A 16595-nucleotide genomic window follows, 5' to 3' on the forward strand; every position below is an offset into this window, starting at 1 on the left:
CGGCGGCGTACCGGCCTCAGTGCGCCTGTTCGGGCGAGGCGGCGGCCGCTTCGCCGGCGGTCGCGTCGCCGTTCCCGACGCGCGTTTCGGGCATCACGAGCCAGACCAGCAGCACCGCGAGCGCGCCCGCGCCCGCGAGCCCGAAGAAGCTGACCGCATTACCGAAGTGATCGGCGACATAGCCCGCCGCGGCGGTGCTCAGCGTCGCGCCGATGCCGGCCGCGAGCCCGAACAGCCCGATGCACAGGTTGTAGCGGCCCTTGCCGCCCGCGACGTCGGCCGCGATCAGCGGCAGCATCACGCCGAACACGGCCGCGCTGATGCCGTCGAGCATCTGCACGGGCACGAGCAGGTACGGGCTGCTCACGCCGGCGAACAGCAGCGCGCGCACCGGCAGTGCGGAGAAGCCGAGCAGCAGGATCGGCCGGCGCCCCCAGCGCTGCGCGGAGCGGCCGACCCACGGCGACAGCATCGCGACGATCGCCTGCGGCACGATGATGCACGCGGCGATCACGAGCTGCACGTTCTCGCCCATCCCGGCCGTGACCTCGCCGGCCGCGAGGTTCAGCATCGCCGCGTTCGACAGGTGGAACAGCACGACGCACGCCGCGAAGATCAGCATCCGGCGGTCGCGCAGCAGTTCGAGCAGCGTTTCGCGCTCGCCCGCTTCGTCGTGCTCGCCGCGCTCGTCCGGCTTCGACGACTGCGGGATCACCTCGTGCGTCGGCTGGATCATCGCGAGCGCGACCAGCGCGGGCAGCGCCAGCACGGCGGTCAGCCAGAACACCGCGCGCGCGGAGAAGTATTCGCCGGTCAGCCCCATCAGGCCCGCCGCGACCGCGCTGCCGATCGACGCCCAGCGGGCGTTGCGGCCGAGCCGGTCGCCGAGGTCGGCGCGGCCGACGAGCGAGAACGAGATCGCGGCCATCGCCGGCACGAGCATGCAGCTCGCGAAGCCGTGGAACACCTCGGCGGCGATCACCGGCACGATGGTCGGGCTCGACGCGAGCAATACCGCGGACAGGATGATGGCCGCGATCGCCCACGCGGCCGCGCCCTTCTTGTTCTTCAGCGCATCGACAGCCGCGCCGCCCGGCACCTGGCTGACCATTGCGCTGATCGTGCCGATCGACAGCACCATGCCGATCTCGCCCTGGGTCCACTTGTGCGACGCGAGGTAGGACGCGATGAACGGACCGAACCCGGTTTGAACGTTTGCAACGAAGAAGTTGAGCCAGTCGAGGGACCGCAGACTGCGAACGCTGACGGAATGCTTGATCGTCATCGGGTCGCACTCGCAGACGAAGCCGGTGCCGGGGCAACGGGCGGGTAGACCGCGACGATCGGCTTGTCGGCCGCGTAGGGCGGCGACGCCTTGATCTGTGCGTCGTTCAGGTCGAGCTGCGGGTGCAGCGCCTTGTCGCGCGTGACGAAACGCAGCGCGCCCCAGCTCGCGGCGATCGAACGGCGGTCGGTATTGACGAGCCCGCCGAGGTCGAGCACGACGGCCTGCGGCTGCGACGCGCGGTCGATCAGCACGTCGACGACGCGGCCGATCTTCGTGCCGTTCGGGCGCTCGACGTCGCTGTCGAGCATCGACAGCCGCGTCGCGGGCGAGGCCGCGGCCGAACCCGACAGCGGCACGGCCTTGGGCCGCGCGGCCGGCGGCAGGTCGCCCGACGGCATGTCGAGCACGATCGGCTCCTGCTTGCCGCCCGGCGTGAAGCGGAACACGTTCCACGGGAAGATGACCTTGCGGTCGCCGACGCCCATGAAGCCCTGCAGGTTGACGACCATCTCGCGCGGCTTGCCGCTCGCGTCGGTCACCATGTCGACCGCGCGGCCGATCACCCTGCCGTTGCGGCGCGCGACTTCGCTGTCGAGCAGCGCATGGATCTGGGTCCGGTCGAGCGGGCGCGTCGCGACGAGCGGCGCGGGCGGAGGCGGCGGCGGTGTGGGCGATTCGGGGCGCTGCACGGGCTTCGGCCGCGTGACTTCGCGATGCGGCTTCTTCGGCGCTTCCGGTTCCTCCGGGTGTGTCGGCGCCGGCATGGGCGGCATCGTCAGCGGTTCGCCGGCGGTTTCCTTGACGGGCTCGACGAGCGCCTCGCTGATCGGTGCGGGCGGATTCTGGACCGGCAGCAGCCCGCAACCGGACAGCAGCGCGGCGGCGGAGAGAATCAGGACGGCCGTCGACGACGGAAACGACTTGCGGGATGCGGGAAACGGAAGTCCGCCGCTCATTGACACTCACTCCATGGGTCGGGGGCGGCCCGAGGGCACGCGGCTGGCGATGGATGGCGGGTGCGGGCGGCGCACCACGCGAGGAGAGATTTTAACGTGTCTTGCTTTCACGGCCGATTTCGATGGCTTGCCGGAGGCTGACCGTCGGGAAAAGGTAGGGATCGGCGGGGGTGGTCGCGTCGCTGTCAGGCGAGGGCGACGGGAGGCGGAAGACGGGCGGTGCACGCCGGCTCCGGCCCGCCGCCGTCATGGCGGGCAGGCGCGGGTGCTGCATGAAGCAGGGAAAACCGGAACGTCAGGCGTCCGGGTACCACGCATCGGTGAATTCGCTGACCTTGACGTCGGTCAGTTCCGGCCGGGCGGCCAGCCAGCCGCGCACGCGTTCGCGATCGGCATCGGTCGTCGTGCCGCGCGGCGCGCCGGAAATCACGTATGCGCCGATGCCTTCGTCCGCCGATGCGACGGTCAGCAGCCCGTTCGCTTCGACGAAGTCGATGAACGCGTCGATCAACTGGCCGCGTTCGAGGTCGGACAATTCGTTGCGATAGTGCGCGGTGGCGTTGAATGCGAGTTCCTGGAATTCGCCGATGTGGAGTTTCTTGCGCTGGCGGCGGTTGTGGCCTTGGCTCATGGTGTGTCGTGAATACGAAAAGGGTGGATGAAAAGGCGGCGGCGGGGGCCGGCGCGGCATGCGCGGGCGGCCCGGGCGCCGCATCGAAGCGCCGCGCGGCGACGCCGGCGGCGAAAAGGCGGAACGTTACATCAGCACGATATCGTACTGCTCCTGGCTCAGGTTCGACTCGACCTGCAGCGACACCGGCTTGCCGATGAAATCGATCAGCATCGCGAGGTGCTGCGATTCCTCGTCGAGGAACAGGTCGATCACCTGTTGCGCGGCGATCACGCGGAATTCGCGCGGGTTGAACTGCCGCGATTCACGCAGGATCTCGCGCAGGATGTCATAGCACACGGTGCGCGACGTCTTCACCTGGCCCTTGCCCTGGCAGGTCGGGCACGGTTCGCACAGCACGTGCGCGAGCGATTCGCGGGTGCGCTTGCGCGTCATCTCGACGAGCCCGAGCTGCGAGAAGCCGTTGACCGTCACGCGCGTACGGTCGCGCGACAGCGCCTTCTTCAGCTCGGACAGCACCGCGTCGCGATGCTCGGCGTTCTCCATGTCGATGAAGTCGATGATGATGATCCCGCCGAGGTTGCGCAGCCGCAGCTGCCGCGCGATCGTGTGCGCGGCCTCGAGGTTGGTCTTGAAGATCGTGTCGTCGAAGTTGCGCGCGCCGACGTAGCCGCCCGTGTTCACGTCGATCGTCGTCATCGCCTCGGTCTGGTCGATCATCAGGTAGCCGCCCGACTTCAGGTCGACCCGGCGCGACAGCGCGCGCTGGATTTCCGTCTCGATGTTGTACAGGTCGAACAGCGGCCGCTCGCCCGTGTAGTGGTGCAGCTTCGGGCTCACGGCCGGCGTGAACTCGGCCGCGAATTCCGCGAGGCGCTGGTAGGTTTCGCGCGAGTCGACCTGGATGCGCGTCGTGTCGTCGTTCGCGAAATCGCGCAGCACACGCTGCGCGAGATCGAGATCCTGGTACAGCAGGCTCGTTGCCGGCAGCCGCTGCGCCTGCGCGACGATCGTCGCCCACGTCTTGCGCAGGTAGGTCACGTCGCCGGCCAGCTCGTCGGACGTCGCATCCTCGGCGATCGTGCGCACGATGTAGCCGCCTTTCTCGTCCGGCGGAATCACGGCGGTCAGGCGCGCGCGCACGGCCTCGCGCTCGGCTTCGCTCTCGATCTTCTGCGAGATGCCGATGTGCGGCTCCTGCGGCAGGTAGACGAGCGTGCGGCCCGCGATGCTGACTTGAGTCGACAGCCGCGCGCCCTTCGTGCCGATCGGATCCTTGATCACCTGCACCATCAGCGTCTGGCCTTCGAACACGGTCTTCTCGATCGGCTGGTGCGGCGCGCTCGACTGCGGTTCGCCCGCGACGCGCGGTTGCCAGATGTCGGCGACGTGCAGGAAGGCCGCGCGCTCGAGGCCGATGTCGATGAACGCCGACTGCATGCCGGGCAGCACGCGCACGACCTTGCCGAGATAGATGTTGCCGACCCGCCCGCGCGACAGCGTGCGCTCGACGTGAAGCTCCTGCACCGAGCCTTGCTGGACGAGTGCGACCCGCGTTTCCTGCGGCGTGAGGTTGATCAGGATTTCTTCGTTCATGGTGGGGTTCAGAAGGCGACGCGCGCGGTGCGCAGCAGCGCCGCAGTCTCAAAAAGGGGCAGACCCATGATACCTGAATGGGAACCGTCGATTCGCTCGACGAATTCGGCCGCGCGCCCCTGGATCGCGTACGCGCCGGCCTTGCCGAACGGCTCGCCGGTTGCGACGTAGCGCGCGTATGCGTCGTGCGACGCGACCGCGAAGCGCACCGACGAGCGCGACAGCGCGGGCGGCAGCAGTTCGCCGCTGGCGTCGATCACGGCGACGGCGGTCAGTACCGCATGTTCGCGGCCCGCGAGACGGGTCAGCATCGCGAGCGCGTCGTCGGCGTCGGCCGGCTTGCCGAGGATCGCGCCGTCGATCGTGACGGTCGTATCGGCGACCAGCACCGGCGCGGCCGGCTTGCCGCTCGCGACAAGCCGCGCCCGCGCGGCCGCGGCCTTCGCGACGGTCACGCGTCGCACGTAGGCATCGGCGGCCTCGCCGGGCAGCTCGGCTTCGAGCGCCTCGGCGTCTTCGTCGGGCCGCGGCAGCAGCAGCTCGAAACTCACGCCGATCTGCTGCAGCAGCTCCTGGCGGCGCGGGCTTTGCGAGGCGAGATAAAGGGTCGGAAAAAGCGCGGTGGGCGTGCTGGACGGCATGGTGTCGTTATCTCGGTGGGCGCGCGCGGCGCGCGTCGCGAGGACGACGCGTCATGCGCGGTGGTAGGGGTGATTCTGCGTGATGCTCCACGCCCGGTAAAGCTGTTCGGCGAGCAGCACGCGCACCATCCCGTGCGGCAGCGTCATGCTGGAGATGCGCAGCAGCACGTCGGCGCGCGCTTTCAGTTCCGGATCGAGCCCGTCGGCGCCGCCGATCACGAACGCGACGTCGCGGCCGTCCTGCTGCCAGCCGGGCAGCGCCTGCGCGAGCTGCATCGTGGTCCAGTCGCGGCCGCGCTCGTCGAGCGCGACGAGGCGCGCGCCTTTCGGCAGCGCGGCCTCGATCTTCTGCCGCTCGGCCGCCATCACGCTCTCGGCGCTGCGGCCGCCCGAACGCAGTTCGGGCTTGATCTCGCGCAACTCGATGCGCAGTTCGGGCGGCATCCGCTTCGTGTATTCGTCGAAGCCGGACGCGATCCAGCCCGGCATCTTGTGGCCGACGGCGAGGATGAAAAGCTTCATCGGGACAGACGGGCGACTCAGCGGCGACGGGCGGCCGTCTTGCGTGCCGGGCGCGCCGGTGCGGCTTCTTCTTCCTCGTCCTCGTCGTCTTCGCTGGCCGTCGCAAAGCCGTTCGGGCCCTTGCCGCCGCCGAGCTTCATCCGCACGGGCTTGTCGCCCCAGATTTCCTCGAGGTTGTAGTACTGGCGCAGCGCCGGTTGCAGGATGTGCACGACCGCGTCGCCGCAGTCGACCAGCACCCATTCGCCGGTGTCCTCGCCTTCGGAGCTGACGATGTCGCCCCCAGCCTCCTTGACCTTGTCGCGTACGTTCGACGCGAGGGCCTTGGTCTGGCGATTGGAGGTGCCCGACGCGACGACCACGCGGTCGAACAGTTCGGTCAGGTGGCTGGTGTTGAACACCTTGATGTCTTGCGCCTTGACGTCTTCGAGGGCGTCGACGATCACGCGCTGCAGTTTGCGGATATCCATGGATTCAGGAATGGTAGAGACGATGTTGAAGAATATAGGCCCATACGGCGGCCGGCACATGCTCGGCCGATGCGTCGGGCATTTGCGCATGGCGCGCGATGCATTCGCGCAGGTGCGCGCGGATGTCGGTCGCGGCGATGTCGAAGGCGAGCGTCGTGTCGATCAGCAGGCGGCCGGCCGGCACGGCTTTCAGCACGTCGGCGCCCGCCTGCCGCACGGCGATTTCCCGTGCGACGTCCGGCGGCGCCGCGCCGAGCTCGAAGCCCGGGCGCGTCGACACGCAGACGTGCGCATGGTCGAACAGCCCGCGCCAGTCGCGCCACGTGTCGAGGCGCACGAGCTGGTCGGCGCCGATCAGCAGCGACAGCGACGCGTCGGGGCCGATCCGCTCGCGCCAGCGCGCGAGCGTCTCGACCGTGTAGGTCGGGCCGGCGTGCTCGATCTCGTCGGTCGCGACGGTCACGGCCGTGCCCGGCAAGGACAGCGAGCCGGCGGCGGCGCGCGTCATCGCGAGCCGATGCTCGGCGGCCGACACGTCGCGCTTCTGGTACGGCTGCCCGGCGGGCAGCAACACGAGCTCGGTCAGGTCGAGCAGTTCGGCGAACCGGCGCGCGAGCGCCAGGTGGCCGTCGTGGATCGGGTCGAAAGTGCCGCCCAGCAGGCCGATACGACGCGGCAGCGGGGCGGGGCGGGCGATGGTGTCCAGAGACGCGTCCTTTCGTTGGGGCAGCGGGGCGCGCGGGCTCACACCCAGTCGCGCGGCACGAGGAAGTCGCTGGTCAGGCGCGCTTCGGGCGAACCCGGCTCGGGCTGCCAGTTGTAGCGCCAGTTCGCGACCGGCGGCATCGACATCAGGATCGACTCGGTCCGGCCGCCGCTCTGGAGGCCGAACAGCGTGCCGCGGTCGAACACGAGGTTGAATTCGACGTAGCGGCCGCGCCGATACGCCTGGAACTCGCGTTCGCGCTCGCCGTACGGCATGTCGGCGCGGCGTTCGACGATCGGCAGGTAGGCCTGCAGGAACGCATCGCCGACCCGTTGCATCATGTCAAACGAGCGTTCGAAACCGGGCTCGGCGTAATCGTCGAAGAAGATCCCGCCGATGCCGCGCGTCTCGTTGCGGTGTTTCAGGAAGAAATACTCGTCGCACCACGTCTTGAAGCGCGGGTACAGCTCGGCGCCGAACGGGTCGAGCGCATCCTTGCAGGTCTGGTGGAAATGCCGCGCGTCGTCCTCGAAACCGTAAACCGGTGTCAGATCCATGCCGCCGCCGAACCAGAACACGGGATCTTCGCCCGGCTTCGTCGCGATCAGCATCCGCACGTTCATGTGGACGGTCGGGCAGTACGGATTGCGCGGGTGCAGCACCAGCGACACGCCGAGCGCCTCGAAGCCGCGGCCCGCGAGCTGCGGGCGCGCCGCGCTCGCCGACGGCGGCAGCGCGTCGCCCGCGACATCGGAAAAACCGATTCCCGCGCGCTCGAACACGCGCCCACCTTCGAGGATGCGCGTGCAGCCGCCGCCGCGCAGGCGTTCGGCCGGCCCGCGCTGCCAGGCGTCGGTCGCGAGCGGCGTGCCGTCGAGCGCGCCGAGCGCGTCGGCGATACGTGTCTGCAGGCCCTGGAGGTACGTGCGCACGCGCGTCACGTCGTAGGTCGAATCGGTCATGTCTGAACTGGCTGCCCCCGCCCGAAGCGGGGGCCGTAAAAAAAGCATCTGCCGGGCATTCTATCGAACCCCGGCAGAGGAGGCGGCGCCTGGGTCGGGCCAGGCGCCCGGACCCGCGTCACGCGTTCTTGCGGTTGAGCGCGCGGAAACCGATGTCGCGGCGGTACTGCATGCCTTCGAAGTTGATCTGGTTGATCGTGTCGTAGGCATGCTGCTGCGCTTCGCGCACCGAATCGGCGAGGCCGACCACGCACAGGACGCGGCCGCCGGACGTCGTCAGCTTGTCGCCGTCGAGCGTCGTGCCCGCGTGGAACGTGACCGTCTGTTCGGTCTCGGCCGGGATGCCGTTGATGCGGTCGCCCTTGCGCGGCGCGTCCGGATAGCCGTGTGCGGCCAGCACGACGCCCAGCGCGGTGCGACGGTCCCAGTCGAGCTCGACCGTATCGAGCGTGCCCGCGATCGCGTGCTCGACGACCTTCGAGAAATCGCTCTTCAGGCGCGCCATGATCGGCTGCGTTTCCGGGTCGCCCATCCGGCAGTTGAACTCCAGCGTGCGCGGATGGCCTTCCTTGTCGATCATCAGGCCCGCATACAGGAAGCCCGTGAAGCGGATGCCGTCCTTCTCCATCCCGCGCACGGTCGGCATGATGATCTCGCGCATCACGCGCGCGTGCATCTGCGGCGTGACGATCGGCGCGGGCGAATATGCGCCCATGCCGCCCGTGTTCGGGCCGCGGTCCTCGTCGAGCAGGCGCTTGTGATCCTGGCTCGAAGCCAGCGCCAGCGCATGCTTGCCGTCGACCATCACGATGAAGCTGGCTTCCTCGCCGTCGAGGAATTCCTCGATCACGACGCGTGCGCCCGCATCGCCGAGCTTGTTGCCCGACAGCATCATGTCGACGGCTGCGTGCGCCTCTTCCAGCGTCATCGCGACGACGACGCCCTTGCCGGCCGCGAGGCCGTCGGCCTTCACGACGATCGGCGCACCCTTCGCGTCGATGTACGCATGCGCGGCGGCCACGTCGGAGAAGGTTTCGTACTCGGCGGTCGGGATGCCGTGGCGCTTCATGAACGCCTTCGCGAAATCCTTCGAGCTTTCGAGCTGCGCGGCTTCGCGGGTCGGGCCGAAGACCTTCAGGCCGCGTGCGCGAAACAGGTTGACGATGCCGGCCGCGAGCGGCGCTTCCGGCCCGACGAGCGTGAACGCAACGCCTTCGCGTTCCGCGAAATCGGCGAGTTCGTCGAGCGCCGTGATGTCGACGTTCTTCAGACGCTCGTCCTGCGCCGTGCCGCCATTGCCGGGCGCGACGTAGACCATCTGGACGCGCGGCGACTGCGCGAGCTTCCACGCCAGCGCATGTTCGCGGCCGCCGGAACCGACGACGAGTAGTTTCATGGGATTCCCCGCAGACTAGAAAACAGGGCGGCCGGCACGCTCAGGCGCGCCGGCCGCGGATTCGATCGGGCCGCCGCCGCAACGGGCGCACGGCGGCCGGCATCTCATTCCTCGACGATGACGGCGTTCGTATACACGTCCTGCACGTCGTCGAGGTTCTCGAGCGCGTCCAGGAGCTTCTGCATCTTCGCCGCGTCGTCGCCGGTGAACTCGACTTCGTTCTGCGGCTTCATCGTCACTTCGGCGAGCTCGGCCTTGAAGCCGGCGGTTTCGAGCGCGTCCTTCACTGCCGAGAAGGCCTGCCAGTCGCACAGCACCTCGATCGAGCCGTCGTCGTTCGTGTTCACGTCGTTCGCGCCGGCTTCGAGCGCGGCTTCCATCAGCGCGTCTTCCGACGTGCCCGGGGCGAACAGGAACTGGCCGACGTGATCGAACATGAAGGCAACCGAGCCGTCGGTGCCCATGTTGCCGCCGAACTTCGAGAACGCATGGCGGACTTCCGCGACCGTGCGGGTGCGGTTGTCGGTCAGCGTGTCGACGATGATCGCCGCGCCGCTGATGCCGTAGCCTTCGTACCGGATTTCCTCGTAGTTCGCGCCGTCCGCGCCGCCGACGCCGCGATCGATCGCACGCTTGACGTTGTCCTTCGGCATGTTCGCGTCGGCCGCCTTGTCGACCGCGAGACGCAGGCGCGGGTTCGAGTTGACGTCGCCGCCGCCGAGGCGTGCCGCGACCTGGATTTCCTTGATCAGGCGGGTCCAGATCTTGCCGCGCTTCGCGTCGGCCGCTGCCTTCTTATGCTTGATGTTGGCCCATTTCGAATGACCAGCCATACCTTTCTCCGTGCCCGGGCGCGCAGCGCGGGCGATTGTGCCAATGTGTCGTTGAATCGGCGGCCGTGTCGGCGGGCATGAAGCCGCGGGGCCGCGTGTCGAGTGGATCGGGATTTTATCACGCGGCGACCGTCGTTTCGGGGCCGCCGCGCATGGCCGAACGGCCGGGTGGGCCGCCGCCGGGCCGGGCCGCGCGCCGCGCGGGCGCGCCGGAACTCAGTTCTTGGTGCCGAACAGGCGGTCGCCCGCGTCGCCGAGGCCCGGCACGATGTATGCGTGCTCGTTCAGGTGCGAGTCGAGCGACGCGACGAACAGTTTCACGTCCGGGTGGGCGTCCTGGAACACCTGCACGCCCTCGGGCGCGGCGACGAGGGCGACGAACATGATGTTCGCGGCCGGCACGTTGCGGCGCTTGAGCACGTCGACCGCATGGACGGCCGAATAGCCGGTCGCGACCATCGGGTCGCACAGGATGAAGATGCGGTCTTCCAGATCCGGCAGGCGCACCAGGTACTCGACCGGGCGGTGGTCGTCGGCGCGGTACACGCCGATATGGCCGACGCGCGCGGACGGAACCAGGTCGAGCAGGCCGTCCGACATCCCGATGCCTGCGCGCAGCACTGGCACGATCGCCAGTTTCTTGCCCGCGATCACCGGCGCGTCGACCTCGACCAGCGGGGTTTCGACCCGCTTGGTCGTGATCGGCAGGTTGCGGGTGATCTCGTAGCCCATCAGCAGCGTGATCTCGCGCAGCAGCTCGCGGAACGTGCGCGTCGACGTGTCCTTGTCGCGCATGTGCGTGAGCTTGTGCTGGATCAGCGGGTGATCGGTGATGAAGAGATTGGGGAAACGGCTGTCCTGTTTCATGACGGGGGTGCCTTGGCGGCAAAAGGTGATCGGGGCGGCGCGCCCGGGCCGGCCGCCGCTTATGGCCGCAATTTTACCAAGGCGCGCCGCGCGATCCGGATATTATCGACGTCTCACGACAATCCGCGCGCCGCGCGCGCCCGTTCGCCCGTCCGGCGGCGCAACGGCGCCGCGCCGGCGCGCGTCGCCACCAAGGAATCGACGATGGATCTCGGCATCGCAGGAAAGACCGCGCTCGTGTGCGCGGCAAGCAAGGGGCTCGGTCGCGGCTGCGCGGAAGCGCTGGCCGCCGAGGGCGTGAACCTCGTGATCGTCGCGCGCACGCGCGACACGCTGGAGGAAACCGCGGAGGAGATCCGTGCCGGCGCGAACGTGTCCGTCACGGCGGTCGCCTGCGACATTACGACGCCGCACGGGCGTGCGGCCGCGCTCGCCGCGTGCCCGCAGCCGGACATTCTCGTGACGAATGCCGGCGGCCCGCCGCCCGGCGATTTCCGCGACTTCTCGCACGACGACTGGATCCGCGCGCTCGAGTCGAACATGCTGACGCCGATCGAACTGATCCGCGCGACCCTCGACGGGATGATCGCGCGCGGCTTCGGCCGGGTCGTCAACATCACCAGCTCGGCCGTGAAGGCGCCGATCGACGTGCTCGCGCTGTCGAACGGCGCGCGCTCGGGGCTGACCGGTTTCGTCGCGGGGCTGTCGCGCAAGGTTGCCGGGCAGGGCGTGACGATCAACAACCTGCTGCCGGGGCTGTTCGACACCGACCGGATCGCGACGACGCTCACCGCGTCGGCGAAGGCGCAGGGCGTCACGGTCGACGAGATGCGCGCGCGGCGCACCCGGGAGATCCCGGCCGGCCGTCTCGGCACGCGCGCGGAATTCGGCGCGGCATGTGCGTTCCTGTGCAGCGTGCATGCCGGCTACATCACCGGGCAGAACTGGCTGCTCGACGGCGGCGCGTATCCGGGCACGTTCTGACGCGCACCGCCATTCACGACCACCACCGACAACGAAGGATCCGGAGATGAGCAAACCCCGCATCGCCTTGATTGCGCACGACGCGAAGAAGAACGAGATCGTCGCGCTCGCGGGCGAATACCGCGCGACGCTCGCGCAATGCCGCCTGGTCGCGACCGGCACGACGGGCGGCCGCATTGCGGCCGCGCACGGGCTCGAGGTCGAGCGCAAGCTGTCGGGGCCGCTCGGCGGCGATTTGCAGATCGGTGCGGAACTGGCCGACGGCCGCGTCGACATCGTCGTGTTCCTGCGCGATCCGATGACCGCGCAACCGCACGATCCGGACATCACCGCGCTCGTGCGCGCGTGCGACGTGCACGACGTGCCGGTTGCGACCAACGTCGCAACCGCGCGGATGCTGCTCGACGATCTGGCGCGCAACATGCAGGACGTCTGCTAGCCGGGCGGCCGGGACGGCGGCGTCAGGTCGAGGGCGACCTTGGGCGCTGACGCTGCCGTGACGAAGGGGCGCGAACGGGGGCCGCGAACGACGGCAGATCGGGTGCGGATCGTCACCGTAGCGGCCAGAACCACACCTCGGATGCCTCCCAATAGCCATCCGAACCGCTGGCGGCCCGTGCGCCGTCATCCTGTTGCCCGGATAGTGACTGAGTAGCAGGAAAAAGGGCGGCTTCAACCCGGATCTCCGCCGATCAGCGACACGGATACTTGTGCCGAAGGATGCCGACGACGAGGCTCGTCGCGCTGGCCTTCAGCGCTTCTCGCGGCAGCTTGCGGAGCGTGTCGAGTACGTCCAAACCGACTTCTCCCGGCTTGATGCGCGCGTTGCCGCACCAGTCCTTGCCGGCTGTGGCGTCGGCCACGCCAGCCAGATACCCGGTCGCGGCGTGGCGCTCGGCGTCGGCGTATGGCGTGATATCGGTGCGGCTCATGCCGTCGAGCAGCCGGACGCCGTCGACGCGCGGCACCTTGGTCGCGCTTGCGACCGCGGCACTCGCCGACAACGACACGAAAACAAACATGTGCCGGAGGGAAAGGACGCCCACGGGGTGACGCTCGCAAATTCGACGGAAGCGCAAACCTGGCATGGCTCCCGTCTCGGAAATCGGCAAGGTGGCGGCGTGTTTCGGCGAACCGATCCCGGCCGGAGTCGCCGACGTCGGCGCCCGGTGTGAAGAAGTTGCGCGGGGGTTGCGTGGCGTGCAGGGATGCTCGCCGCTGATTCGCGGGACCGTCAGGCTCCGCTGTCCCCGACCGGGCGGGGTGCCGTCCGGTGCGCAGCGCATGATTGGAACGTGGCGAAGTGTTGCTGGCGCGGTTTGCGCGGGCAATGCCGGCCTGACGGGCATCGAGCGGGCCGCAGGCCCGGTCGGCGTCGCGATACCCCTGCGTCGGCAAAGGGTTTGCGGCGGCGCGCTGCGCGACGCCGCGCGTTGCGCGAGAATCGTGCGTCGCGATGCGCGCCCGCCGCCCGGTTCCCGCAAGAATCGGCCGGCCCGCCCATCGGCGATCCGGATTTTTCCTGACCGATTGACAGACGAGGAGCGAAACGATGCCGAAAGCAATCCGATACGACCAGCCGGGCGGCCCGGACGTGATGAAGTGGGTCGATGTCGAGGTCGGCGAGCCGGGCGCGGGCGAAGTCCGCATCCGGCAGCATGCGGTCGGGCTCAACTACATCGACGTGTATTTTCGTACGGGCCTCTATCCGCAGCCGCTGCCCGGCGGCCTCGGGATGGAGGCGGCGGGCGAGGTGACGGCCGTCGGCGAAGGCGTGACCGCGTTCAAGGCGGGCGACCGCGTCGCGTACGTCGGGCAGCCGCCGGGCGCCTACGCGCAGGAGCGCGTGATGCCGGCCGCGAAGCTCGTGAAGTTGCCGGACGGCATCGGCTACGACGACGCGGCGTCGGTGATGCTGCAGGGCCTGACCGCCCACTACCTGCTGCGCCGTACCTACCCGGTGAAGGCCGGCGACACGATCCTGATCCACGCGGCGGCCGGCGGCGTCGGCCTGCTCGTGTGCCAGTGGGCGAAGGCGCTCGGCGCGACCGTGATCGGCACGGTCGGCTCCGACGCGAAGGCCGAACTTGCGAAGGCGCACGGCTGCGATCACCCGATCGTCTATACGCGCGAGAACTTCACGCAGCGCGTGAAGGACATCACGAACGGCGCGGGCGTGCCGGTCGTCTACGATTCGATCGGCAAGGACACCTATGTCGGCTCGCTCGACAGCCTCGCGCCGCTCGGCTACTTCGTCAGCTTCGGCAACGCGTCGGGCCCGCTGCCGCCGATCGACTCGAAGGAATTCTCGTCGCGCGGCTCGCTGTTCTTCACGCGTCCGACGCTGTTCTCGTACATCGCGAAGCGCGCGGATCTCGAATCCGCGGCCGCCGAGCTGTTCGACGCGATCCTGTCGGGCAAGGTGAAGACCAGCATCAACCAGCGCTACCCGCTCGCGGAAGTCGGCCGCGCGCATGCCGATCTCGAGTCGCGCAACACCACCGGCTCGACGATCCTCGTTCCCTGACCCGTCCCCGCCGTGCCGGCACCCCGCCGGCACGCGTCCCCGCGGGCGGCGCCGAGGCGCCGTCCGTCCCGCCTCCCGGTTGCGCCCGTCTGCGCGTTTACGCGTTTTTTACACCGGCCCCGATACCTTTGACCCGTCCTTTACGTGCGTTCCCATAAGGTTCTAGTCGTCTGATTTCGATGACGGAGAACACAAAATGGATGGGGTTTTCATCGGCGCACTGGTGCTTTTCACCGCGCTGATCCTCGGTTTGGTTGCCGGTTGCGAGAAGCTCGTGCAATACGGTCGCGGGGGGCGAGCATGACCTGGATGCTTTGGCTGGCGGGCGCATCGACGGCCCTGCTGTTCGCGTATCTCGTGTTTGCGCTGCTGCGCGCGGAGGACATCGAATGAACGCGAACAATCTCTTGCAGACGGCGCTCTTCATCGTCGTGCTGCTGGCGGCGGCCGTGCCGGTCGCGCGCTACCTGTCGGCGGTGATGGACGGCAGCTCGCGCGTCGTGCGCGTGTTCGGGCCGCTCGAGCGCGCGCTGTACCGCATCGCCGGCGTCGACGCCGGCAGCGAGATGAACTGGAAGCAGTATGCGATCGCGACGATCGCGTTCAACGCGCTTGGCGCGCTGTTCCTCTACGGCCTGCTGCGCCTGCAGGGCTTCCTGCCCGGCAATCCGCAGCAGTTCGGCGCGATGACGGTCGACGGTGCGTTCAACACCGCCGTGAGCTTCGTCACCAATACGAACTGGCAGGACTACACGCCGGAGCAGACCGTCAGCTACCTGACGCAGATGCTCGGCCTGACCGTGCAGAACTTCCTGTCGGCGGCAACCGGCATCGTCGTCGTGATCGCGCTGATCCGCGGTTTCGCGCGCCACACGGCAGCCACCATCGGCAACTTCTGGGTCGACCTCACGCGGGTGACGATGTACGTGCTCGTGCCGATGTCGGTGCTGATCGCCGGGCTGCTGATGAGCCAGGGCGTGATCCAGAACATGAAGGCCTACGAGGACGTGCCGGTGCTGCAGGCGAGCACGTACGCGGCGCCGAAGCTCGACGCGCAGGGCAACCCGGTGAAGGACGACAAGGGTAATCCGGTCACGGTGTCGACGCCGTTGACGAAGCAGACGCTCGCAATGGGCCCGGTCGCGTCGCAGGAAGCGATCAAGATGCTCGGCACCAATGGCGGCGGCTTCTTCAATGCGAACTCCGCACACCCGTACGAGAACCCGACGCCGTTCGCGAACTTCATCCAAATCTTCGCGATCCTGATCATCCCGGCCGCACTGTGCCTGGTGTTCGGCCGCGTGATCGGCGATCGCCGGCAGGGTATCGCGGTGCTGGCGGCGATGACGGTCGCGTTCGTGATCGCGATCGGCGTCGAGGTGAACGCCGAGCAGGGCGGCAACCCGACGCTCGCCGCGCTGCACGTCGACCAGTCGGCGAGCGCGCTGCAGCCGGGCGGCAACATGGAAGGCAAGGAAACGCGCTTCGGCATCGCGCAGACCGGCATCTTCACGGTCGCGACCACGGCCGCGTCGTGCGGGGCGGTCGACACGATGCACGATTCGCTGACGCCGCTCGGCGGCCTCGTGCCGATGCTGCTGATGCAGCTGGGCGAGGTGATTTTCGGCGGGGTCGGTTCCGGCCTGTACGGGATGCTCGTGTTCGCGCTGCTCGCGGTGTTCGTCGCCGGCCTGATGATCGGGCGCACGCCGGAATACGTCGGCAAGAAGATCGAATCGTACGAGATGAAGATGGTGTCGATCGTCGTGCTGCTCACGCCGCTGCTCGTGCTGGTCGGTACGTCGATCGCCGTGCTCGCCGATGCGGGCAAGGCCGGCATCGCGAACCCGGGCCCGCACGGCTTCTCGGAAATCCTGTACGCGTTCAGCTCGGCCGCCAACAACAACGGCAGCGCGTTCGCGGGCCTGACGGTCGGTACGCCGTTCTACAACTGGATGACCGCGATCGCGATGTGGTTCGGCCGCTTCGGCACGATCGTGCCGGTGCTGGCGATCGCCGGCTCGCTGGCCGCGAAGAAGCGCATCGCGGTGACGAGCGGCACGCTGCCGACGCATGGTCCGCTGTTCGTCGTGCTGCTGCTCGGCACCGTGCTGCTGGTGGGCGCGCTGACCTACGTGCCGGCGCTTGCGCTCGGCCCGGGCGTCGAGCACCTGATGATGTGGCTGGGCGCGTGATGCGCGTCCGCACGGCGACAC

The 16595-nt window shown here is 68.7% G+C and carries 18 protein-coding genes; 5 read left to right on the forward strand and 13 right to left on the reverse strand.

The genetic code is table 11. The features are described from left to right. Positions 1-16 precede the first annotated feature (16 nt). The 12 genes from GQ57_RS11545 to upp all read right to left on the reverse strand — a co-directional run bounded on the left by GQ57_RS11545 (position 17) and on the right by upp (position 10868). Complete coding sequence (locus tag GQ57_RS11545; protein ID WP_031402850.1) at positions 17-1285, reverse strand: MFS transporter; 1269 nt, start codon at positions 1283-1285, stop codon at positions 17-19. Beyond that, entirely contained in the window at positions 1282-2244 is a 963-nt protein-coding gene (locus GQ57_RS11550; RefSeq protein WP_031402851.1) for a PRC-barrel domain-containing protein, read from the reverse strand. Before GQ57_RS11550 ends, GQ57_RS11545 begins: the two co-directional genes overlap by 4 nt. 295 nt (positions 2245-2539) lie before the next feature. Then, positions 2540-2875: a YggL family protein gene (locus tag GQ57_RS11555; protein ID WP_031402852.1), complete on the reverse strand. Its 336-nt coding sequence runs from the start codon at positions 2873-2875 to the stop codon at positions 2540-2542. 126 nt (positions 2876-3001) lie between these two features. Further along, entirely contained in the window at positions 3002-4471 is a 1470-nt protein-coding gene (gene rng, locus GQ57_RS11560; protein WP_031402853.1) for a ribonuclease G, read from the reverse strand. A gap of 8 nt (positions 4472-4479) precedes the next feature. Further along, complete coding sequence (locus tag GQ57_RS11565) at positions 4480-5112, reverse strand: Maf family protein (protein ID WP_034197936.1); 633 nt, start codon at positions 5110-5112, stop codon at positions 4480-4482. A 51-nt stretch (positions 5113-5163) separates the two neighbouring features. After that, positions 5164-5634 carry a 23S rRNA (pseudouridine(1915)-N(3))-methyltransferase RlmH gene (gene rlmH, locus GQ57_RS11570; RefSeq protein WP_006484265.1) on the reverse strand — a complete coding sequence of 157 codons (471 nt, stop codon included), beginning with the start codon at positions 5632-5634 and terminating at the stop codon, positions 5164-5166. A gap of 17 nt (positions 5635-5651) precedes the next feature. After that, positions 5652-6104, reverse strand: coding sequence for a ribosome silencing factor (gene rsfS, locus GQ57_RS11575; RefSeq protein WP_031402856.1), 453 nt, complete (start codon positions 6102-6104; stop codon positions 5652-5654). A 4-nt stretch (positions 6105-6108) separates the two neighbouring features. After that, positions 6109-6834 (reverse strand): nicotinate-nucleotide adenylyltransferase, encoded by a 726-nt coding sequence (locus GQ57_RS11580; RefSeq protein WP_174923288.1) that lies wholly within the window; start codon positions 6832-6834, stop codon positions 6109-6111. A 14-nt stretch (positions 6835-6848) separates the two neighbouring features. Then, positions 6849-7772, reverse strand: a complete 924-nt coding sequence (hemF, locus tag GQ57_RS11585) for an oxygen-dependent coproporphyrinogen oxidase (protein WP_034197937.1) — start codon at positions 7770-7772, stop codon at positions 6849-6851. A 118-nt stretch (positions 7773-7890) separates the two neighbouring features. After that, the gene (gene purD, locus GQ57_RS11590; RefSeq protein ID WP_031402859.1) at positions 7891-9168 is read right to left on the reverse strand and encodes a phosphoribosylamine--glycine ligase; all 1278 of its coding nucleotides are present in this window, start codon (positions 9166-9168) and stop codon (positions 7891-7893) included. A 104-nt stretch (positions 9169-9272) separates the two neighbouring features. Beyond that, positions 9273-10001: a YebC/PmpR family DNA-binding transcriptional regulator gene (locus tag GQ57_RS11595; RefSeq protein ID WP_031402860.1), complete on the reverse strand. Its 729-nt coding sequence runs from the start codon at positions 9999-10001 to the stop codon at positions 9273-9275. A gap of 216 nt (positions 10002-10217) precedes the next feature. Then, positions 10218-10868: a uracil phosphoribosyltransferase gene (gene upp / locus GQ57_RS11600; RefSeq protein ID WP_011352740.1), complete on the reverse strand. Its 651-nt coding sequence runs from the start codon at positions 10866-10868 to the stop codon at positions 10218-10220. A 204-nt stretch (positions 10869-11072) separates the two neighbouring features. Here upp and GQ57_RS11605 point away from each other — a divergent pair, with 204 nt between their 5' ends. Both GQ57_RS11605 and GQ57_RS11610 read left to right on the forward strand, forming a co-directional pair. Further along, a complete protein-coding gene (locus GQ57_RS11605; protein ID WP_031402861.1) occupies positions 11073-11852 on the forward strand; it encodes an SDR family oxidoreductase in 780 nt (259 codons plus the stop codon). A 46-nt stretch (positions 11853-11898) separates the two neighbouring features. After that, positions 11899-12291: a methylglyoxal synthase gene (locus GQ57_RS11610; protein ID WP_031402862.1), complete on the forward strand. Its 393-nt coding sequence runs from the start codon at positions 11899-11901 to the stop codon at positions 12289-12291. Between the two features lie 253 nt (positions 12292-12544). Here GQ57_RS11610 and GQ57_RS11615 read toward each other — a convergent pair whose 3' ends face one another. Then, the gene (locus GQ57_RS11615) at positions 12545-12940 is read right to left on the reverse strand and encodes a Rap1a/Tai family immunity protein (protein ID WP_152603238.1); all 396 of its coding nucleotides are present in this window, start codon (positions 12938-12940) and stop codon (positions 12545-12547) included. A gap of 464 nt (positions 12941-13404) precedes the next feature. Here GQ57_RS11615 and GQ57_RS11620 point away from each other — a divergent pair, with 464 nt between their 5' ends. From GQ57_RS11620 to kdpA, 3 genes are all read left to right on the forward strand, one after another. Then, a complete protein-coding gene (locus GQ57_RS11620; protein WP_031402864.1) occupies positions 13405-14379 on the forward strand; it encodes a quinone oxidoreductase family protein in 975 nt (324 codons plus the stop codon). A 300-nt stretch (positions 14380-14679) separates the two neighbouring features. After that, on the forward strand, positions 14680-14772 hold the full coding sequence (gene kdpF / locus GQ57_RS11630) for a K(+)-transporting ATPase subunit F (RefSeq protein ID WP_006752209.1): 93 nt from the start codon (positions 14680-14682) through the stop codon (positions 14770-14772). Next, positions 14769-16574 carry a potassium-transporting ATPase subunit KdpA gene (gene kdpA / locus GQ57_RS11635; protein ID WP_031402866.1) on the forward strand — a complete coding sequence of 602 codons (1806 nt, stop codon included), beginning with the start codon at positions 14769-14771 and terminating at the stop codon, positions 16572-16574. The genes kdpF and kdpA overlap by 4 nt, the downstream gene beginning before the upstream one ends. The last annotated feature ends 21 nt before the right edge of the window (positions 16575-16595 follow it).

It is taken from the genome of Burkholderia sp. MSh2 (assembly GCF_000731655.1).
GTDB classification, from domain to species: domain Bacteria; phylum Pseudomonadota; class Gammaproteobacteria; order Burkholderiales; family Burkholderiaceae; genus Burkholderia; species Burkholderia paludis.